A 19,065-nucleotide genomic window follows, 5' to 3' on the forward strand; every position below is an offset into this window, starting at 1 on the left:
GCCGGGCCCACGACCACGGCGAGCGCGACGCCCGCGAGGTCCGCCGGGCCGAGCAGCGCGGGCTCGGCCACGGCACGGACGGCGGCGCCGGCCGCCTCGTAGCGGCGCCGGGCGCGGCGGGCGTCGTCCGGGGCGCCGAGGACGAGCACCGGGACTCCGGTGAGGTCGGCGGTCAACAGCATGCGGTCCTCCAGGGGGAGAGCGGGGGTCGTGGCGGGCCGGCCGCCACTACCAGGATGCGGCACGCGTGTTACAGCACGGTTGCCCCCGTGACGTCGCGTGACGCCGGCGACCGCTGCGGGCCGTGTTTCGTAGGCTGGGATCCATGACGACCTCCGACGCCCCCGTCCTGCTCGCCTGCGCCCACGGCACCAGCTCTCCGTCCGGGCGCACCGCCGTGCAGCGCCTCGTGGACGCCGTGGCCGCCGAGCTGCCGGGCGTCGAGGTGGTGCCCACGTGGGTGGACGTGCAGACCCCCGACCTGGCCGAGCGCACCGAGCAGTACGCCGGGCGCCCCGCGGTGGTGGTGCCGCTGCTGCTCTCGGCCGGCTACCACGTCTACGTGGACGTGGCCGAGGCGGTCGCCGCCGACGACCTCCACCGGGTCTCGGCCGCCCTGGGCCCGGACCGGGCGCTCGCCCGGCTGCTCGCCCGGCGGGTGCACGAGGCCTGCACGTCCGCCGGGGCCCCGCTGGCGGAGCACGACGCCGTGGTGCTCGCCACCGCCGGGTCTTCGGACCGCCGCGCGGTGGTGGACTGCGCCGCGGTGGCGGACCTGCTGGCCGAGGAGCTGGGCCGGCCCGTGACCGTGTCCTACCTGGCCGCCGCGCGCCCGCGCGTGGCCGAGGCGGTGGCTGACGCCCGGGCCGGCCTGGCGGACGGGGGGCGCGTCGTCGTCGCCAACTACCTCCTGGCGCCCGGCTACTTCCTGGACCTCTCCCGGAAGGCCGGCGCGGACGTGGACTCCGACCCCCTGGCCGTGCCGGAGGGAGAGGTCCCCGCCGAACTGGTGGACGTGGTCGTTGCTCGCTACCGCTCAGTGCCCTGAGCCCTTGGCTCGCCCTCCTGAAATGTCGAGTCCCCCATGATGTCGCAGTTCCCCTCGATCGAGCGGGGGGAACTGCGACGCCATGGGGGACTCGGCGGAAGTGGGGCGGGGCGAGGGTCAGTCGCGGGGGCGGGTGAGGTCGGCGTCCTCGTAGCGGACCATCTTGGAGCCGGTGACCAGCTTGTGCCCGAACCACAGGGCCAGGAACAGCGGCAGGCCGATGTAGGCGGTCAGGGCGGCCATGAGGTCCATGTCGCCGATGAAGGCCTGGTAGTTCTGCCCGAGGATCACCACGGCGCACAGCACGAGCGCCACCAGGGGCCCGAGCGGGAAGAACCGTGCCCGGTAGGGGAGGTCGGCCAGGTCGTGGCCCTGGACGGTGTACGCCTTGCGGAAGCGGTAGTGGCTCCACGCGATGCCCATCCACACGATGAACCCGGCCAGCCCCGAGGCGCTGACCAGCCACACGTAGGCGTCCCCGTCCCCGATGAAGGTGGTGAGGAAGGACGCCCCGCCCACCAGGGTGGTGGCGATGAGCGCGTTCATGGGCACGCCGCGGCGGTTCACCTTGGCCAGGAAGCGCGGGGCCTTGCCGCTGTCGGCCAGTGCCCAGAGCATGCGGGTGGAGGCGTAGAGCCCGGAGTTGCCGGCCGAGAGGATGGCGGTGAGGATCACCGCGTTCATCACCGAGGCCGCCGCCAGCACGCCCGCGTTCTGGAAGACCAGGGTGAACGGGGAGATCGAGATGTCCTCGACGCCGTTCGTGAGCAGGTTCGGGCTGGTGTAGGGGATGAGGAAGCCGATCACGGTGATCGCGCCCACGTAGAAGAGCAGGATGCGCACGAACACGGTGCGGATGGCGCGCGGGACGTTCTTCTCGGGGTTCTCCGCCTCACCGGCGGCCACGCCCACGAGCTCGGTGCCCTGGAAGGAGAAGCCGGCCACCATGAAGATCGCCAGGATGCCGAGGCCGCCGCCCACGAAGGGCGCCTCCCCGGTGGTCCAATTCTCGAAGCCGGGCGACTCGCCGCCCAGGATGCCGACGATCATCAGGATGCCGAGCCCTAGGAAGAGCACGATCGTGACGACCTTGACGAGGGAGAACCAGAACTCGCTCTCGCCGTAGGCCCGGGCGCTCAGGGCGTTGAGGGCGAACAGGATCGCCAGGAAGGCCCCGGACCAGATCCAGGAGGGCGAGTCGGGGAACCAGTAGCGCATGATCAGCGCGGCGGCCACGAGCTCGGCGGCCACGGTGATCGCCCAGTTGTACCAGTAGTTCCAACCGATGGCGAAGCCGAAGGACGGGCTCACGAAGCGGGTCGAGTACTCCTCGAAGGCGCCCGAGACCGGCAGGTAGGTGGCCATCTCGCCGAGGCTCTGCATGAGCAGGAAGACCATGAAGCCGATGACCACGTAGGCCAGGAGCGCCCCTCCCGGCCCGGCGGTGGCGATGGTGTTGCCCGAGGCCACGAACAGGCCGGTGCCGATGGCCCCGCCCATCGCGATCATGGTCAGGTGACGGGGCTTGAGGCTGCGGCGCAGCCTGTCCTGGGCCGGCGGCTGCTCCTGGATCTCAGGAGCGCTCTGCTCGGCCTGCGAGCGTGCGGTGATGGTCACGCGGAATCTTCTCCTCTGCTGCGGTGGACGGACCACGGAAGGAGGAAGTGGGGGGCGCCGTCCCCCCGAACGGTCCTGGCCGATTATGGGGGAACGATTGCGAAACCGAAATTCGGCGGGAGGCCGCCGCCGGTGCATGCCCCTAGGATGGACGGGTGAAAACGCATCCGGATCCGGGCCAGGCCGCGCCGCGCCGCGGATCCCGCCGGATCGTGGATGTGGCCATTCTCACCGGCGCCCTCCTGGCCCTGGTCGCCGCGACGCTCGCCGCCCGGTGGGCGTGGACGACGGCCCCGGGGCCGGACGAGCAGGTCTCCTGCGCCCCCTACGGCCTCGAGGACGTGAGCACCGCCCCGCGCGGCGGAGCCCGCCCGCTCAGCACCGGCCCGGTGCTCTCCGGCGGACTGCGCTGGGCGGAGGGGACCGCGGACCGGCTCGACGTCGCCTTCGAGCACGACGGCACGACGAGCAGCTACCACGTCTTCGCCGACGGCATCGACTGGAGCGAGCCCGTGGGTGTGGTCTTCCGCCTGCACGGGGACGGGGCCTACGAGTACGAGCACCCGGGGCACAAGGTCTCCTGCCTCGCGGAGGTGGCGCGCTCGCACAACGCGGTGCTCGTGGCCCCCCGCACCCCGGACCGGCAGGGCGAGCCCACCTGGTGGGAGGACCTCGACGGCAACGCCGAGTGGTTCCTGGCCCTGGCCGAGCAGCGGATCTTCGCCGAGTACGACCTCGACCGCTCCCGCATGTGGCTGCACGGCTACTCCGGGGGCGCCGAGTTCATCAGCTACGAGCTGCTGGCCGACCGCGCGGACTTCCTGCGCGGCGGCGGCGCGGTGCTCTCCGGCGGCGGCGGGGCGCCGTCCACCGGGACCTCGGAGCCGACTCAGGAGCAGCTCGAGCAGGTCGTCCTGCACTGGGACGTAGGCCTCGAGGACGACGGCACGGACCCCTACGCCCCGTTCGACGCGCTCTCCGCGGCGGCCGCCGGGCACGCCTGGTACGAGGACGCCGGCTGGGCGCGGACCAGCGTGCGCTACCGCGAGGGCGTGGACCACTTCGAGCTGCCCGAGGCCCGGGTCCTCGACGCCGCGATGACCGCGGGGGAGTCCCCGGAAGAGCGCTCGGCGGAGCTCTCGCCCGCCCCCTCGGCAGAGCCACCGAGGGGGCCCGCGGCAGACGGACGTGACTGATCTCTCGTCGTCATCCCAGGTCAGTGGGAGATCGGCGGAATGGCGCGGCGCAGTGGCCGAGGCGGGGGCTCCGGGACGGCGCCGCGACACCCCGTTCGGCTTGCATATGCAATAGCACCGACCGTACGGTGCAGTAAGCAAAGCTGGCAGGGGAGCCGGCTCAGGGGGAAGGCCGATGCGGGGGCATCACGGCCGAACACTCACTCACGGCACCGCGCTGATCCGGCGCGCGTGCTCCCGGGTGCCTTCCGTCCGGTCCGTCCGGTCCCTGGGCCCGTCCTTCCTGTCGGCACCGGCCGCTGTGCAGATCCGCAGCGGCAGTGAAGTCGATGGGGGATTCAATGACAGTGCGCCCAACCACGCGCAGCGGCTCGACACGCCAGGGAGGCGGTCGGCACCTGCTCGAGGACCGCTACCCGGAGCAGGACCCGATGGAGGACGGCGAGGTCCTCGACCGCGCCCTGCACACGCAGCCCATGCCGCAGGTCCCGGGCCGGGCCGTCTTCCCCGTCTCGCCCGCGCCGGCCCCGCGCACGCTCGTGGACATCGTCATGGACACCGTCTCGCGCCACCCGGACGCGGTGGCCCTCGACGACGGGACCACCGTGCTCAGCTACGCCGAGTTCCTCGAGCGCGTCGAGGCCCAGGCCCAGCGCCTGTGGGACCTCGACATCGGCCGCGGGGACCGCGTGGGCATCCGCGTCCCCTCCGGGACCGTGGACCTCTACGTGGCCGTCCTCGGCACGATCTTCGCCGGCGCCGCCTACGTCCCCGTCGACTTCGACGACCCGGACGAGCGGGCGAACACGGTCTGGGAGGAGGCCTCGGTGTGCGCCGTCTACGGCGCGGACCTGTCCCTCCGGCCCCGCACCGGCGTCCGCGCGGGCGCCGACTGCCAGCAGCCCGGCACGGGCGACGACGCCTGGATCATCTTCACCTCCGGGTCCACCGGCAAGCCCAAGGGCGTGGCGATCAGCCATCTCTCGGCCGCCGCCCTCGTGGACGCCGAGGCCGAGCTCTACCTGCCCAGGCGCCCCCTGGGCCCGGGCGACCGCGTGATGGCGGGGCTCTCCGTGGCCTTCGACGCCTCGTGCGAGGAGATGTGGCTGGCCTGGCGCTCCGGCGCCGCCCTGGTCCCCGCCCCCCGCGCCGTGGTGCGCTCGGGCACCGACCTCGGCCCGTGGCTCGTCGAGCGGGACATCACCGCCGTCTCCACGGTGCCGACGCTCGCTTCGATGTGGCCGGCCGAGGCGCTGAGCCGCATCCGCCTGCTCATCTTCGGCGGGGAGGCGTGCCCGAACGAGCTCGCCGCCCGCCTGGTGCACCCCGGCCGCGAGGTCTGGAACACCTACGGCCCCACCGAGGCCACGGTCATCGCGACCGGCGCCGTGCTCACCGGCGAGCCGCCGGTGCGCATCGGCCTGCCGCTGCCCGGGTGGGAGCTGGCGATCGTCGACACCTCCGGCAACCCCGTCCGGTGGGGCGAGGAGGGCGAGCTGATCATCGGCGGCGTGGGGCTGGGCCGCTACCTGGACCCCGCCAAGGACGCCGAGAAGTTCGCGCCCATGGACACCCTGGGCTGGGAGCGGGCCTACCGCTCCGGGGACCTCGTGCGCGCCGACCCCGAGGGCATCGTCTTCGTGGGCCGCGCCGACGACCAGGTCAAGATCTCCGGCCGGCGCGTGGAGATGGGCGAGATCGACGAGCAGATGTCGCGGCTGCCCGGCGTGCAGGCCGGCGCCGCCGCCGTGCACACCACCCCGGCCGGCAACCAGGTCCTCGTGGGCTACCTCGTGGCCGAGGCCCCGGGCTCGGTGGACCTCGCCGACGCCCGCCGTCTGCTCGCCGACCGGCTGCCGGGCCAGATGGTGCCCGCGCTGACCCTGATGGACGAGCTGCCCCTGAAGACCTCCGGCAAGGTGGACCGCAAGGCCCTGCCCTGGCCGCTGCCCTCCGCCGGCACCGCCGCGGCGGCCTCGCAGATCGACGCCGAGCTCGAGTGGCTCGCCGCCCTGTGGGCGGACCAGCTCGGCCCCCTGCCCATCGACGAGGACAGCGACTTCTTCGTCCTCGGCGGCACGTCCGTGGCGGTGGCCAAGCTCGTCTCCGAGATCCGCCGCACGTACCCGGACGCCGCGATCGCCGAGATCTACCGGCACCCCACGCTCGCCGGCATGCACGAGTACCTGACCACGCTGGCGCCCGTCGACGTCGTCGCCCAGGACGCCGCGCGCGAGCGCCGGGTGGCGGACGTCCCCCGCTGGAACGGCCTCGTGCAGGTCCCCTTCCTCACGGCCCTCTACGCCGTCTCGGGGCTGCGCTACGTCCTGGGCGCCTCGATCGTCGTGTGGCTGCTCTTCAACGTGCTCGGTGCGGGCTGGGTCCCGAACCCGCCGCTGCTGCCCCTGGTTCTCGGCTGGCTCGTGCTCTTCGCGCTGCCCGGCCGGCTGGTGCTCACCGCGCTGTTCATCCGGCTGCTGACCTTCCGGCTGCGCCCCGGCGCCCACGCCCGCGGCTCCTGGACCCACCTGCGGGTCTGGATGGCCGAGCGGGTGCTGATCTTCAACAAGTTCGAGCCCCTCATGGGCGCCCCCGTGATGGTGCTGTTCTTCCGCCTGCTCGGCAACCGGGTGGGCCGCCACGCCCACCTCGACACGATGCCCCCCGTCAGCGGCATGGCCCGCATCGGCGACGGCGCCGCGATCGAGCACGAGGTCGACCTCTCCGGCTACTGGCTCGAGGGCGATGTCTTCCACCTCGGCGGCGTGACCGTGGGCGAGAACGCCCGGGTCGGCACCCGCACGCTCCTGAGCCCGGGCGCGGTGGTCGAGGCCGGCGCGGAGGTCGACCCCGGCTCCCACGTCACCGGCACCGTCCCCGCCGGCCGCCTGCAGGGCGGCTCCCCGCTCGTGGACCTCGGCCCCGCCGGGGAGTCCTGGCTCGAGTGGGCCCCCGGCCGCAGCAACCGGTTCCTCACCGGGCTGCTGTACGCCCTGGGCCTCGGCACGGTCGGCATCCTGCCCGTGCTGGCCGTGGTCCCCGGCGCGCTGATCGTCTTCACCCAGGTGCGCGGGCTCGAGCTCTACGAGCTGGTCTTCCCCGTCATGGCCCTGTGGGTGCCCGTCTTCGCCGTGCTCACGGTCCTCGTCTACCTCGCCCTGCTCGTGCTGGTCGTGCGCGCGCTCGCCCTGCTGATCCGTCCCGGACACCACCCCGCCGACGGGACCGTGGGCTGGGCCGTGTGGCTCACAAGCGTGCTGCTGCAGAAGAGCCTCGTCTCCACCTACCCGGTCTACGCCTCGATCGCCACGCCGTTCTTCCTGCGGCTGCTGGGCGCCCGGGTGGGCAGCCAAGTGGAGATCTCCACCGTGGAGACCCTGCCGCACCTCACCACCTTCGAGTCCGGCTCCTTCATGGCCGACCACTCGATGGTCAGCTCCGCCCGGACCGGCTTCGGCTGGATCCACGTGGGCCCCTCGACCGTGGGGGAACGCTCCTTCGTGGGCAACTCCGCGATCGTGGGCCCGGACCGGGACGTCCCCGACGACTCCCTGGTCGCCGTGCTCTCCTCCGCCCCGGCCGACGCCGAGCGCGGCACCTCCTGGCTGGGCCGGCTGCCGGAGCCGATCAGCCGCGTCACCGACACCGCGGACGAGGCCGTCACCTACCGGCCCCGCCGGCGCCTGGTCGTGGCCCGCACGCTCGTCGAGTCCCTGCGCGCCGTGCCCTTCATGGTCACCGCGTGGATCGACCTGGCGATCGTCTTCGTGCTCACCACCGTGTACATGCGGGCCGGGGGAGGCCTCGACGGCATCGTCTCGGCGCTGCTGTGGGCCACGCCCGTGGTGCTCGCCGCCGGCGTGGTGGCCGCCCTCATCCCCGTGCTGGTCAAGTGGGCCCTCATGGGCCGCTTCCGCGAGGGCGAGCGCCCGCTGTTCAGCTCCTTCGTGTGGCGCAACGAGCTCGCCGACACCTTCGCGGAGTCCCTGGCCGTGCCCGGCCTGATCCGGCTGGCCGTCGGCTCCCCGGTGTTCAACGCCTGGGCCCGGCTCATGGGCGCGAAGATCGAGCGCGGCGTGTGGTGCGAGACCTGGTGGCTGCCCGAGTTCGACCTGGTGCACCTGGGCCGCGGCGTGTCCGTCAACCGCGGGACCGTGCTCCAGACCCACCTGTTCCACGACCGCATCATGCGGCTGCAGCCGGTGTCGATGGAGGCGGGCTCCACCCTGGGGCCCAACAGCTTCGTCCTGCCCGGCAGCACCGTGGAGGCCGGCGCCACGGTGGGCCCCGGCTCCCTGGTCATGGCCCAGGAGACCGTGCCCGCCGGCAGCACCTGGGGCGGCAACCCGATCCGCCCGCTGCACGCCGAGGCCCTTCCCGCCGGAGGTGCCACCCGTGAGCGCTGAGCACGCGGCCGCCACGCGCGGCGGGGGCACCGCGGTGCTCAACGTCCCCGGCGCCTCCGGGCGGCGCACCCGGCGGCGGCTGGTCGGCGTGGACGCCGCCCGCGGCTTCGCCCTGCTCGGGATGGTCGCCGTGCACACCCTGCCGTTCTGGGACGCGGAGAACGAGCGCGCCTCCCTGAGCTGGTCCCTGTTCGCCGGGCACTCGGCCGCCCTCTTCGCGACCCTCGCCGGGGTGAGCCTCGCCTTCCTCTCCGGCGGGCGCACCCCGCACACGGGCCGGCGGCTGGCCGGAGACCGGGCGGGACTGGTGGGCCGCGCCGCGGTGATCGCCCTCGTCGGGTTCCTCGTGGGCTTCGTGGCCCTGCCGGTGGACAACATCCTCATCTACTACGGGATGTTCTTCCTGCTCGCCATCCCGTTCCTGGGCCTGCGCATCCGGCACCTGCTGATCAGCGCGGCGGCGTTCACCGCGCTGGCCCCGTTCCTCATGCAGTGGGCCGTGGACGTCCTGCCCGCCCACGTGTACGGCAACCCCACCCTGTGGAACCTGGTCACCGACCCGGTCACCGTGCTCTCCCAGCTGCTGCTGACGGGCACCTACCCGGCGCTGCCGTACATGGCCTACCTGTGCGCGGGGATCGCCCTGGGCCGGATGAACCTCACGAGCCGGCGGGTGCAGCTGTGGCTCGTGGGCGCCGGCGCGGCGCTGGCCCTGCTCTCCTGGACGGTGTCCATGGGGGCGCTGCTGGCCCTCGGCGTCTACGACCGGATCTGGGAGGCCACCCCGTGGCTGACCGAGGAGCAGATCGACGAGATCCTCGTCTTCGGCCCGGACCCGTCCCTGCCGACCACCACCCTGTGGTGGCTCATGGTGCCCGCCCCGCACAGCAACACGCCCGTGGCGCTGCTCCTGAGCCTCGGCATGGCCGCGTTCGCCCTCGGAGCGTTCCTGCTCCTGGCCCGGCTCATCGGCAAGGCGCTCACGCCGCTGGCGGCCGCCGGGTCCATGACGTTCACGCTCTACACCCTGCACCTGCTGTTCCTCGGCACCGGGGTCTACGAGCTGCACCCCGGGTTCTGGTTCTGGATGCAGGTTGCCGTGTTCGGCCTCCTGGCCGTCGCGTGGCAGCGCGCCGTGGGCCAGGGCCCGCTCGAGAAGCTGGTGGCCCGCACCTCGAAGCGCATCGCCGGGAGCGTCGCCGCCCGCTGACCTGTGACCCCGGCCCCTCGCGGCGCCGGCCCCGCGGCCCAGCCGTGACCGTCGAGTCCCCCATGCGTGCGCAGATCCCCAGTTCGATCCTGGGGAAACGCGCACACATGGGGGACTCGGTGCGTGAGAGGGCCGGGGGCTGGGGACTCGGCGTGGCACGGGGCGCATGAGGGCGCCCGGGGACCTCACACGGGCGTCCCGGTGCTGTGAGTGGAAGTGCATCGAGGTGTTACTCCCGCCGTCGGGGACCGAAACACGGGGTTCGTAGCGTGGGAGCACCGCACGCCGCCGTCGCCGTGCTCCGCCCCGCTCGCCCAGGAGGTCACCCGTGAGCTCAGAACTGCATCCCGACCCGGCCACCACGGCAACCGGCACCCCGGCGCCCCCGCCGCTCGCCCTGCGGGAGCGGCCCGGCCGCTGGCTGGACGGCTACCGCCCCGAGGACCCCGACTTCTGGGAGTCCACCGGCCGCCCGATCGCGCGCACCAACCTCAAGTGGTCCGTCTTCGCGGAGTTCCTCGGCTTCGCCGTCTGGCAGCTGTGGGCCATCACGGTGATCTACCTGCCGGCGGCGGGCTTCGCCTTCAGCGACTCCCAGATCTTCTGGCTGATCTCCATCCCGTCCCTGGTGGGCGCCACGCTGCGCATCCCGTACACGTTCATGGTGGGCCGGTTCGGCGGCCGGAACTGGACCATCGTCTCGGCCCTGCTGCTGCTGGTCCCCACGGTGGGCCTGGCCCTGGCTGTCGGCAACCCGGAGACGCCGTTCGCGGTCATGCTGCTCCTGGCGGCCACGGCCGGCTTCGGCGGCGGCAACTTCGCCTCCTCGATGGCCAACATCACCTTCTTCTACCCCGTGCGGGAGAAGGGGTGGGCGCTGGGGCTCAACGCCGCCGGCGGCAACCTCGGCACGGCCGTGGCCCAGCTGCTCGTCCCGATCGCGGTCACCGTTCTCGCGGCCGGGGCCCTGGACCTCCCGCTGGCCGGGTGGATCTGGGTGCCGTTCATCCTGCTCGCGGCGTGGGGCGCCCGGAAGCACATGCACAACCTCTCCCACGCCAAGGGGGACGTCGCGGGGTCCCTGGCCACGGTCCGGGAGCCGCACTTCTGGATCATGTCCTTCCTCTACGTGGGCACCTTCGGCTCCTTCATCGGCTTCTCCAGCGTGTTCCCCAAGCTGATCGCCGACACCTTCCCGGAGTTCTCGTCCTTCGGCGTGGGCGCCGCGGCGCTGTCCCTGGCGTTCCTCGGCCCCCTGGTCGGCTCGGTCTCCCGCCCCTACGGCGGCCGGCTCGCGGACCGCTTCGGCGGCGCCCCCATGACGGTCGCCGTGTTCGCCGTGATGGCGCTGCTCGCGCTCGCCGTGGTGCTCACCCTGCCGCTGGCCAACTTCTGGCTGTTCCTCGGCCTGTTCCTGCTGCTGTTCACCGCGGCGGGCATGGGCAACGGCTCCACCTACCGGATGATCCCCTCGATCTACCGGGTGCTGGGACTGCGGCAGCAGCAGGACGCGGCGGTCTCCACCGAGCGCAAGGCCTCGGCCGCCCTCGGGCTGATCGGTGCGGTCGGCGCGTACGGCGGCTTCCTGATCCCGCAGGCGCTGAACCTCTCGAACAGCACCACCGGGGCCTACAGCGCGGCGTTCTACGGCTTCGTGGCCTTCTACGTGGTGGCGCTCGCGGTCACCTGGTGCTGCTACCTCCGCCGGGGCACGGAGATGGGCGACAGCCACATCTGAGCCCGCAGCCCCGCCCCGTCCCGCCGACCCCAGGAGGAACCGCCCGCATGAGCACCACGGCCACCCACTGCCCGTACTGCGCCCTCCAGTGCGCCATGACCCTGGACACCGGTTCGGCGGCCGCCGCGGCGCAGGGCTACCCGGAGGTCGCCGCCCGGCAGTTCCCCACCAACCGGGGCGGGATGTGCCGGAAGGGCTGGACGTCGGCGGAGCTGCTCGCCGACCCCGCACGGCTCACCGCACCGCTGCTGCGCGGGGCGGACGGCGTCTTCCAGGAGGTGTCCTGGGCCGCGGCCCTGGACCGGATGGCCGCGGAGCTCCGGGCCGCCCAGGAGCGGCACGGCCGGGACGGGGTGGGGATCTTCGGCGGCGGGTCGCTGACCAACGAGAAGGCCTACCAGCTGGGGAAGTTCGCGCGGGTGGCCCTGCGGACCTCGCGGATCGACTACAACGGCCGGTTCTGCATGTCCTCCGCCGCGGCCGCCGCCAACCGGTCGCTGGGGATGGACCGGGGCCTGCCGTTCCCCGTGACCGACCTCGACGACGCCCACACCGTCCTGCTGCTGGGCACGAACCCCGCCGAGACCATGCCCCCGTTCGTCCAGCACCTGCAGCACGCCCGCCAGCACGGGGGCCTCGTCGTCGTCGACCCCCGCCGTTCCGCCACGGCCCGGATGACCGACGACGACGGCGGACTGCACCTGCAGCCCACCCCCGGCTCCGACCTCGTGCTGCTGCTGGGGCTGGCCCACGTGGTCCTGCACGAGGGCCTCGCCGACCGGGAGTACCTCGAGCGGCGCACCACCGGCTCGGAGGCCTTCACGACGAGCGTCAGCGCGTGGTGGCCCGAGCGGGTCGAGCAGGTCACCGGCGTCCCGGCGGAGCGGATCCGCCGGGCCGCCCGCCTGCTGGCCCGGGCACGGAAGGGGACCTACGTGCTGACCGGGCGCGGGGTGGAGCAGCACGTCGACGGCACCGACACCGCGACCGCCGCGATCAACCTGGCCCTGCTCCTCGGCCTGCCCGGGCGCGAGGGCTCCGGCTGGGGCACCCTCACCGGGCAGGGCAACGGGCAGGGCGGCCGGGAGCACGGCCAGAAGGCCGACCAGCTGCCCGGCTACCGCAGCATCACGGACCCCGCCGCCCGCGCGCACGTGGCCGGGGTGTGGGGCGTGGACCCCGCCGGGCTGCCCGGCCCCGGGATCCCGGCCGCGGAGATGCTGACCACCCTCGGCACCACCGGCGGCGTCCGCTGCCTGTGGGTCAACGGCTCCAACGTGGTGATCGGCGCCCCGGACACCGACGCCGTGGTCCGCGGGCTGCAGGCCCTGGACTTCCTGGTGGTCTGCGACTTCTTCTTCTCCGAGACCGCCGAGTTCGCCGACCTCGTCCTGCCGGTGCTGCAGTGGGCCGAGGAGGAGGGCACCATGACCAACCTCGAGGGCCGGGTGCTGCGCCGCCGCCGCGCGCTCGACCCGCCGCCCGGGGCGCGGGACGAGCTGTGGATCATGGCCGAGCTCGCCCGGCGGCTCGAGGCCCCCGGCACGTTCAGCCCCGACCCGGAGGAGGTGTTCGAGGAGCTGCGCCGGGCCTCGGCCGGCGGGAAGGCCGACTACTCGGGGATCGGCTGGGCCGCCCTGGACGCGGGCGAGGCCTGCTGGTGGCCGCACCCCGCCGGGGCGTCCGCGGGCACGCCGCGGGTCTTCCTCGACCGCTTCGGCCACCCGGACGGACGGGCCGTGCTCGTCCCGGTCCGCCCGCGCGCCGCCGGCCGGGCCGTGGACCCGAGCCCGCACGGGCACCGGCGGGAGCCCCTGCACACCGCGGGGACCCTCACCCTGACCACCGGCCGCTACCTGGAGCACTACCAGTCCGGCAACCAGACCCGCCGCGTGCCCTCGCTGCACGCGGCCCGCCCCGCGGCGCGGCTGCAGATCCACCCCGCGACCGCCGCCGCCCACGGGATCTGCGACGGCGCCGCGGTGGAGCTGACCAGCGCCCGCGGCCGGGCCGTGGCCCGCGCCGAACTGAGCACCGACATCCGCCCGGACACGGTGTTCCTGCCCTTCCACTACGCCGGGACCCAGACCGCCAACCGGCTCGTCTCCTCGACGGCCGTGGACCCGGTCTCGGCCATGCCCGAGTTCAAGGCCGGCTCCGTGACCGTCCGGGCGATCGACGCCGAGGAGACGACCCGATGACCGTGCACCGCCCCACCCGTGCCCACGGCACCCCGATGCGGCCCGGCGAGCACGTCGTCGTCATCGGCTTCGGCCCCGTGGCCGCCCGCTTCGTCGACGACGTCGCCGACCTCGCCGCCGCGGGCACGATCCGCCTCACCGTGATCGGCGGGGAGACCGACCCCGCCTACAACCGGGTGCTCATCGGCGAGCACGCCATGGGCCGCACCGAGCGCGCCACGATGGCCCTGGCCGACCCCGAACTCCTGGCCCGCTCCGGGATCGACGTGCTGCTCGGCACGCAGGTCACCCGGATCGACCGCTCCCGCCGGGTCCTGCGGCTCACCGACGGGCCGACGGGGGAGACCCGGGAGCTCCGCTACGACCGCCTGGTCCTGGCCACCGGGGCCCGCCCGAACCTGCCCGTGCTGCGCGGGATCAACCCGGACCCCGGCGCCTACGAGCACCTGCCCGCCCGGGTCACGGCGCTGCGCGACCTGCGCGACGCCCGGGCCGTGCGCGCCGTCGTCGAACGGCGGGGCCGCGTGGTGGTCCTGGGCGGCGGCGTGCTCGGGCTCGAGGCCGCGCTCGCGGCGAGCGAGGCCGGGTGCCCGGTCACCGTGGTCCACCACGCGGCGTGGGTGCTGACCCGCTCCCTCGACGCCCCCGGCGGCGCGCTGCTGGGCCGCGCGCTCGCCGACGCCGGCGTGGAGGTGGTCTCCGGCGCGCAGGCGCGCGAGGTCTCCCTCGACGAGGACCGGGCCTTCCGGGGGCTCGTGCTCGAGGACGGCCGGACCCTGCCGGGCGAGCTGCTGCTGCTGTCGATCGGCGTCACGGCGCGCACGGAGCTCGCCGAGGGCGCCGGGCTGCGCACGGCCCGCGGGATCGTGGTCAACCACGAGCTCGAGGCCGACGTGGAGCAGCGGGTCTTCGCGGTGGGGGACTGCGCCGAGGTGCTGTGCAAGGACCCGTCCTGCCGGGTCTGCCCCGGCCGGGACGGCATGGGCCCGTCCGGCCTGATCGGTCCCGGCTGGCGGCAGGCCGAGTGGCTGGCCGCCCGGATCCGGGCCGAACTGGACGCCGTGGCCGAGGGCGGGACGGCCGTGCTCGCCCCCCTCACCACCGGTCCCGCCGGCGCGGTGCGGCTCAAGGCCCACCAGGTGGAGCTCGCCTGCGCCGGGACGGTCGGGGGCCTGCCCTGGGAGCCCCGCCCGGACGGCGGGACCGTGGTGCAGTGGGCGGACGGTTCGGCCGGGACCTACGCCCAGCTCGTGCTGCGCCCCGACCGCACGCTCGAGGGCTACATCGTGCTCGGCCTGCCCCGCGCCGCCGCCGAGATCGGGCTCCTCCACGACCGCGGCGAGCCCGTGCCCGAGGACCCCGGCGTCCTGCTGCGCCTCGACGGCCCGGACGCCGGGGCGCAGCAGGAGACCCGGCTGACGCCCGAGTCCACGGTCTGCCACTGCGCCGGCGTCACGATGGGCCGGATCACCGACGCCGTGGGGCAGGGCGCCGCCACCCTCGAGGAGGTCAGCTGCGCCACCCGCGCCTCGACCGGCTGCGGGGGCTGCGCGGACACGGTGCGCCGGCTCGTCGAGGAGCACGTCGCCGCGGCGTGAGGGGTCCCCGTGCCGCCGGAGGCCACCGCACCGGCGTGTGCTCTCGCACAAGGGTGGACAGGGTCACCGGCCCGTCACGATTGGTCGGGGTGCCCCGGGGTGCGAAGATGGTCGCGCCCGCCGCCCGCCCGCGCGGGCCTGCACCGACGAACAGGACGACCACCCATGAGGGAGCGCCCCACCGAGCACCGGCCCGCGGCGGCCGCGTCCCGCGGCACCGCACGGCGGCCCTCGAGGCGCCTGGTGGGCCTCGACGCGGCCCGCGGGCTGGCGCTCGTGGCCATCATGTGCGTGCACATCCTGCCCGTGTCCTACGCCGCCACGGGCCGGCCCACGGTGACGTGGATCCTGTTCCCCGGCGACTCCCCGGCTCTGTTCGCCCTGCTGGCCGGCACGGGGCTGGCGCTCACCTCCGGCGGGCGCCGCCCGCTCCGCGGCCGCGCGATGACGGCCGCCCGGGCCGGCATCGCGGTGCGCGCGCTGCTGCTGCTGATCCTGGGGCTGGTCATCGGCCACCTCATGCCGCCGGAGCCCCCGGCCTACAACATCCTGATCTACTTCGCCGCGTACTTCCTGCTCGCCCTGCCCTTCCTGGGGCTCGGGCCGCGGGCCCTGTTCCTCGGCGCGGGCGCCGCCCTGGTGGCCGGCCCGCTGCTGCTCCACTTCGCCGGGGACGCGCTGCCGGGCTTCTCCTCCTACAACCCGACCTTCGTCACCCTGGTCACCGAGCCGCTCGCGGTGCTCGGCCAGCTGCTCCTGACGGGGACCTATCCCGCCCTGCCGTACCTGGCCTACCTGCTGGCGGGCCTGGCCATCGGCCGGCTCAACCTCCGCCGCCGGGAGGTCCAGGTCCGGCTGGTCGTGGTGGGCACGGTCCTGGCGGTGACCGCAAAGCTGGTCTCGCGGCAGCTGCTCTACGCCGGGGACGTCTACACGAAGCTGCTGTTCAGCGACCCGGACCTCACCGTGGCGCAGCTCGAGAGCCTGCTGACCTACGGCCCCGAGGACACGCTGCCGACGACCACGCCGTGGTGGCTCGTGCTCACCACCCCGGACGTCAACACCCCGTTCTCCGTGGCGTGGAGCCTCGGGGTGAGCCTGGCCGTCGTCGGCACCTGCCTGCTCCTGGCCCGCCGGCACAGCGCCTGGCTGCTGCCCGTGACGGCCGTGGGCGCCATGAGCCTCACCCTGTACACGGCGCACCTCGTGTTCCTGTCCTTCGAGCTCTTCCACACCGCGCCCCTGCTCTGGCTGATCGCGAGCCTGGTGCTCTCCGTGCTGTTCGCCCTCGCCTGGCAGCGGGCCTTCGGGCGGGGCCCGCTGGAGCGGGCCATGAACGCGGTGGTCCGGCCGGTCCGCCGGGCCGTGGCTCAGGGGTCCAGCCGGTAGCCGCGCTTGATCACGGTGGCGACCAGGGGAGCGGGCAGGATCCGGCGCAGCCGGGAGATCACCATCTCCAGGGCGTGCTCGGTCTCCAGGCCCGGCACCGCGGACAGCAGCTGCCCCCGGGAGACCACCGCCCCGGGGTGCGCCGCGAGCGCCCGCAGCACCGCGACCTGGGCGTCGGAGAGCGGGACGAACACGCCCTCCAGAGCGGCGCCGGTGCTCATCAGCCGCAGCGTCCCGTGCCGAGTGGGCACCACCAGGGTGCGCTCCTCGACCGCGTGGGTGCACACCGCCCGGACCAGGGCCCCCAGCCGGTAGCGCTCCGGCACGAGCGGCTCCACCCCGACCTCCAGCAGGGGCCCGGCGCACACGGGTCCCACCGCGGCGGCCGTGACGTCCGTGCGCAGGGCGTCCACGAGGTCCTCGTAGCGGCCCATCTCCTGGGCGGTGCTGAACAAGGAGTCCACGGCCGGGGCAGCGGTGAAGGTCAGCACGTCCAGGCGGCGCTCGCACACGTCGCGGATCAGGCCGGGCAGGCGCTCGCCGTCGTCGGCGGAGAGCCACCGGTAGGGGGAGACCGTGTCCACCTGCGCCCCGGCGGCCACGAGCCGCTCCAGCTGGACCTGGTCCGTCAGCCCGTGCAGCTGGACGGCCACGCGGGCGCCGGCCACACCGTCGGCCAGGAGCCGGTCGACCACCGACGAGGTCCGCTCGTCCTCGGAGACCTCCGCGTCCTCGAGCTCCAGGGAGAGCACCTGGCCCCGGGCCTTCGCCCCGCGGGTGAGCACCCGGGCGGCCCGGAAGGCGTCCCGCAGGTCCTCCCCGAGACCCGCGGCGTCCGCGGCCTCGAACCACCGGCGCAGCCCGTAGGCGGTGGTCACCACGATGATCCCGGGCCGGTGGGCGAGCAGCGTGCGCGTGTCCTCGACCACCCGGGTGTCCTCGGCCACGGGGGAGATCATCAGGGCGGGCGCGTGCACCACCTGCGCGCCGCGGCGCTCCAGGGCGGCGATGAAGTCCGTGGCGCGGCGATGGGCCGTCACGCCGACGCGGAACCCGGTCAGTTCCCCGAGCGCGCCGAGCGCGCCGGGCGCGCCGTGGTCACCGGGTGCTGGGGCGGTGGGTGCGGCGGTCATGCCCCGAGCGTAGGTCGGTCCTGTGACCACGGTGTTACCCCAGGTTTCCGATTCCGCACCGCCTGCCCCACGGACGCGGTGCGGGGAACCGCGGCGTGCCGGACGTCCCGCTGACGGGCACGGCGGGGCCTGCAGACTTCACGGAATCGTGAGGTGTGCGCAACGGGAGCGCCACGTGCGGCAGAGATCCTGGGTCCGGAAAGGTCCCGGAGCACTGGGACCTCGGATGCGGCCCGAGCCCTGGCAGTGCCGGGGCGGGCCCGCGAGGACGGGGGAGTCATGAGGTGGACGTCCGGAACGGAGCGTTTCGCCCCGGCCGCGGCCACGGGCGGGGCCCGCAGGTCCCCGGCATGGTGGACGGGCCTCGACGCGGCCCGCGGGCTGGCGCTGATCGGGCTGATGGCGGTGCAGGTCCTGCCCGGCCACCACGCCCCGACCCAGGCGCCGGCCTGGCCGCACACCCTCCTCTCGCAGAGCTCGGCGGCACTGTTCATCCTGCTGGCCGGGGTGGGACTGGCGCTCGGGTCCGGGGGACGGTTCCCGCACCAGGGCAGATGGCTGGCCGCCGATCGGGTGGGGCTGGCCGTGCGGGCGGTGCTGATCGCCGTGGTGGGACTGGGAATCGGGGCGCTGATGCCCGGGGACGCCCCGGCGGACGACCTCCTGGTCTGCTGCGGGGTGCTCTTCGTGCTGGCCGTCCCGTTCCTGCGCCTGTCCGCGACGGCGCTGTTCGTCTGCGCGGCGGTGCTCTGGATGGTGGGCCCGCTGCTGGTGCAGGGCGTGACAGACGTCCTCCCGGCACCCGCCTCCGCCCACCCCGCGTTCGCCGACGTGCCGGCGGAGCCGGGCGGGACGGTCTCCCGGCTGCTGGTGACCGGCACCTACCCGGCCCTGCCGTACCTGAGCTGTCTGCTGGTCGGGCTGGGGGTGGGGCGGATCAACCTGCGCGACACGGGGATCCAGATCCGTCTGCTGGCGGCGGGGGCGGGCCTGGTCGTCCTCGCCCGGACCGCCGACCCCTTCGGACCGTACGTCGTCGGCGGTCACGACCGGGCGCCGACGACCGGCGGGACGGGCGCGGACGAGCTGGCCGAGGTGCTGGTGCGGGGCCCGGACCCGTGGCCCGTCGACGGGGTGTGGGCGATCGCCGCCGGCCTGGGCGTGGCACTGCTGGTGCTGGCGGGCTGCCTGCTGGTCTCCCGCAGGTCCGGGGCGTGGCTGCTGCGGCTGTCGGCCGTGGGCGCGACGGCCCTGAGCGTGTACACCGCCCACCTGGTGGCGCTGTCCGTCGAGGTCCGGTACGACCTCCCCGTCCTCTGGTCCGTCGCCCACCTGGGGGCGGCGGTCCTGCTGGCCGTCGGCTGGCGCCGGGCGCTGGGCCGGGGGCCGTTGGAGCGGGTCCTCGACGCCGTCGGGGACGCCGGCCGCCGTACCGTGCTCCACCGGCACCGCCGGCTCCACCTGACGTGACCTCAGGCGCCGCGGGCCCCTCCGGTCCGGTCCCGGCCGGGAGCTCGAGCCGGGCGCAT

General features: G+C 74.4%; 11 protein-coding genes and 1 pseudogene. 9 read left to right on the forward strand and 3 right to left on the reverse strand.

The features are described from left to right. Positions 1-182: pseudogene (locus CK505_RS13385) on the reverse strand (uroporphyrinogen-III C-methyltransferase); the annotation flags it as partial. 143 nt (positions 183-325) lie between these two features. Between CK505_RS13385 and CK505_RS13390 the strand changes: the two are divergent. Then, positions 326-1,048 (forward strand): sirohydrochlorin chelatase, encoded by a 723-nt coding sequence (locus tag CK505_RS13390; protein ID WP_095651375.1) that lies wholly within the window; start codon positions 326-328, stop codon positions 1,046-1,048. 117 nt (positions 1,049-1,165) lie between these two features. Here the strand turns inward: CK505_RS13390 and CK505_RS13395 are convergent, their stop codons facing one another. Further along, a complete protein-coding gene (locus tag CK505_RS13395) occupies positions 1,166-2,620 on the reverse strand; it encodes an amino acid permease (protein WP_255250960.1) in 1,455 nt (484 codons plus the stop codon). A 200-nt stretch (positions 2,621-2,820) separates the two neighbouring features. Between CK505_RS13395 and CK505_RS13400 the strand changes: the two genes are divergently transcribed. The 7 genes from CK505_RS13400 to CK505_RS19015 all read left to right on the forward strand — a co-directional run bounded on the left by CK505_RS13400 (position 2,821) and on the right by CK505_RS19015 (position 16,403). Continuing rightward, complete coding sequence (locus tag CK505_RS13400) at positions 2,821-3,861, forward strand: hypothetical protein (protein WP_255250958.1); 1,041 nt, start codon at positions 2,821-2,823, stop codon at positions 3,859-3,861. A 341-nt stretch (positions 3,862-4,202) separates the two neighbouring features. After that, positions 4,203-8,267, forward strand: a complete 4,065-nt coding sequence (locus CK505_RS13405; RefSeq protein ID WP_369680090.1) for a Pls/PosA family non-ribosomal peptide synthetase — start codon at positions 4,203-4,205, stop codon at positions 8,265-8,267. Continuing rightward, positions 8,257-9,477: a heparan-alpha-glucosaminide N-acetyltransferase domain-containing protein gene (locus CK505_RS13410; protein ID WP_095651378.1), complete on the forward strand. Its 1,221-nt coding sequence runs from the start codon at positions 8,257-8,259 to the stop codon at positions 9,475-9,477. Before CK505_RS13405 ends, CK505_RS13410 begins: the two co-directional genes overlap by 11 nt. 340 nt (positions 9,478-9,817) lie before the next feature. Further along, on the forward strand, positions 9,818-11,215 hold the full coding sequence (locus CK505_RS13415; protein ID WP_255250961.1) for an MFS transporter: 1,398 nt from the start codon (positions 9,818-9,820) through the stop codon (positions 11,213-11,215). Positions 11,216-11,262: 47 nt separating this feature from the next. Then, the gene (locus tag CK505_RS13420) at positions 11,263-13,416 is read left to right on the forward strand and encodes a molybdopterin oxidoreductase family protein (protein WP_095651380.1); all 2,154 of its coding nucleotides are present in this window, start codon (positions 11,263-11,265) and stop codon (positions 13,414-13,416) included. Further along, the gene (locus CK505_RS13425; protein WP_255250959.1) at positions 13,413-15,014 is read left to right on the forward strand and encodes an FAD-dependent oxidoreductase; all 1,602 of its coding nucleotides are present in this window, start codon (positions 13,413-13,415) and stop codon (positions 15,012-15,014) included. Before CK505_RS13420 ends, CK505_RS13425 begins: the two co-directional genes overlap by 4 nt. Positions 15,015-15,179: 165 nt before the next feature. Beyond that, a complete protein-coding gene (locus tag CK505_RS19015) occupies positions 15,180-16,403 on the forward strand; it encodes a heparan-alpha-glucosaminide N-acetyltransferase domain-containing protein (RefSeq protein WP_095651381.1) in 1,224 nt (407 codons plus the stop codon). Here CK505_RS19015 and CK505_RS13435 read toward each other — a convergent pair. After that, positions 16,385-17,536, reverse strand: a complete 1,152-nt coding sequence (locus CK505_RS13435) for a uroporphyrinogen-III synthase (protein WP_095651382.1) — start codon at positions 17,534-17,536, stop codon at positions 16,385-16,387. The genes CK505_RS19015 and CK505_RS13435 overlap by 19 nt on opposite strands. Positions 17,537-17,815: 279 nt before the next feature. Between CK505_RS13435 and CK505_RS13440 the strand changes: the two genes are divergently transcribed. Further along, positions 17,816-19,006: a heparan-alpha-glucosaminide N-acetyltransferase domain-containing protein gene (locus CK505_RS13440; protein ID WP_095651383.1), complete on the forward strand. Its 1,191-nt coding sequence runs from the start codon at positions 17,816-17,818 to the stop codon at positions 19,004-19,006. Positions 19,007-19,065 lie beyond the last annotated feature (59 nt).

The sequence above is a fragment of the Kocuria sp. WN036 genome, assembly GCF_002287015.1.
In the GTDB taxonomy this organism is placed as follows: domain Bacteria; phylum Actinomycetota; class Actinomycetes; order Actinomycetales; family Micrococcaceae; genus Kocuria; species Kocuria rosea.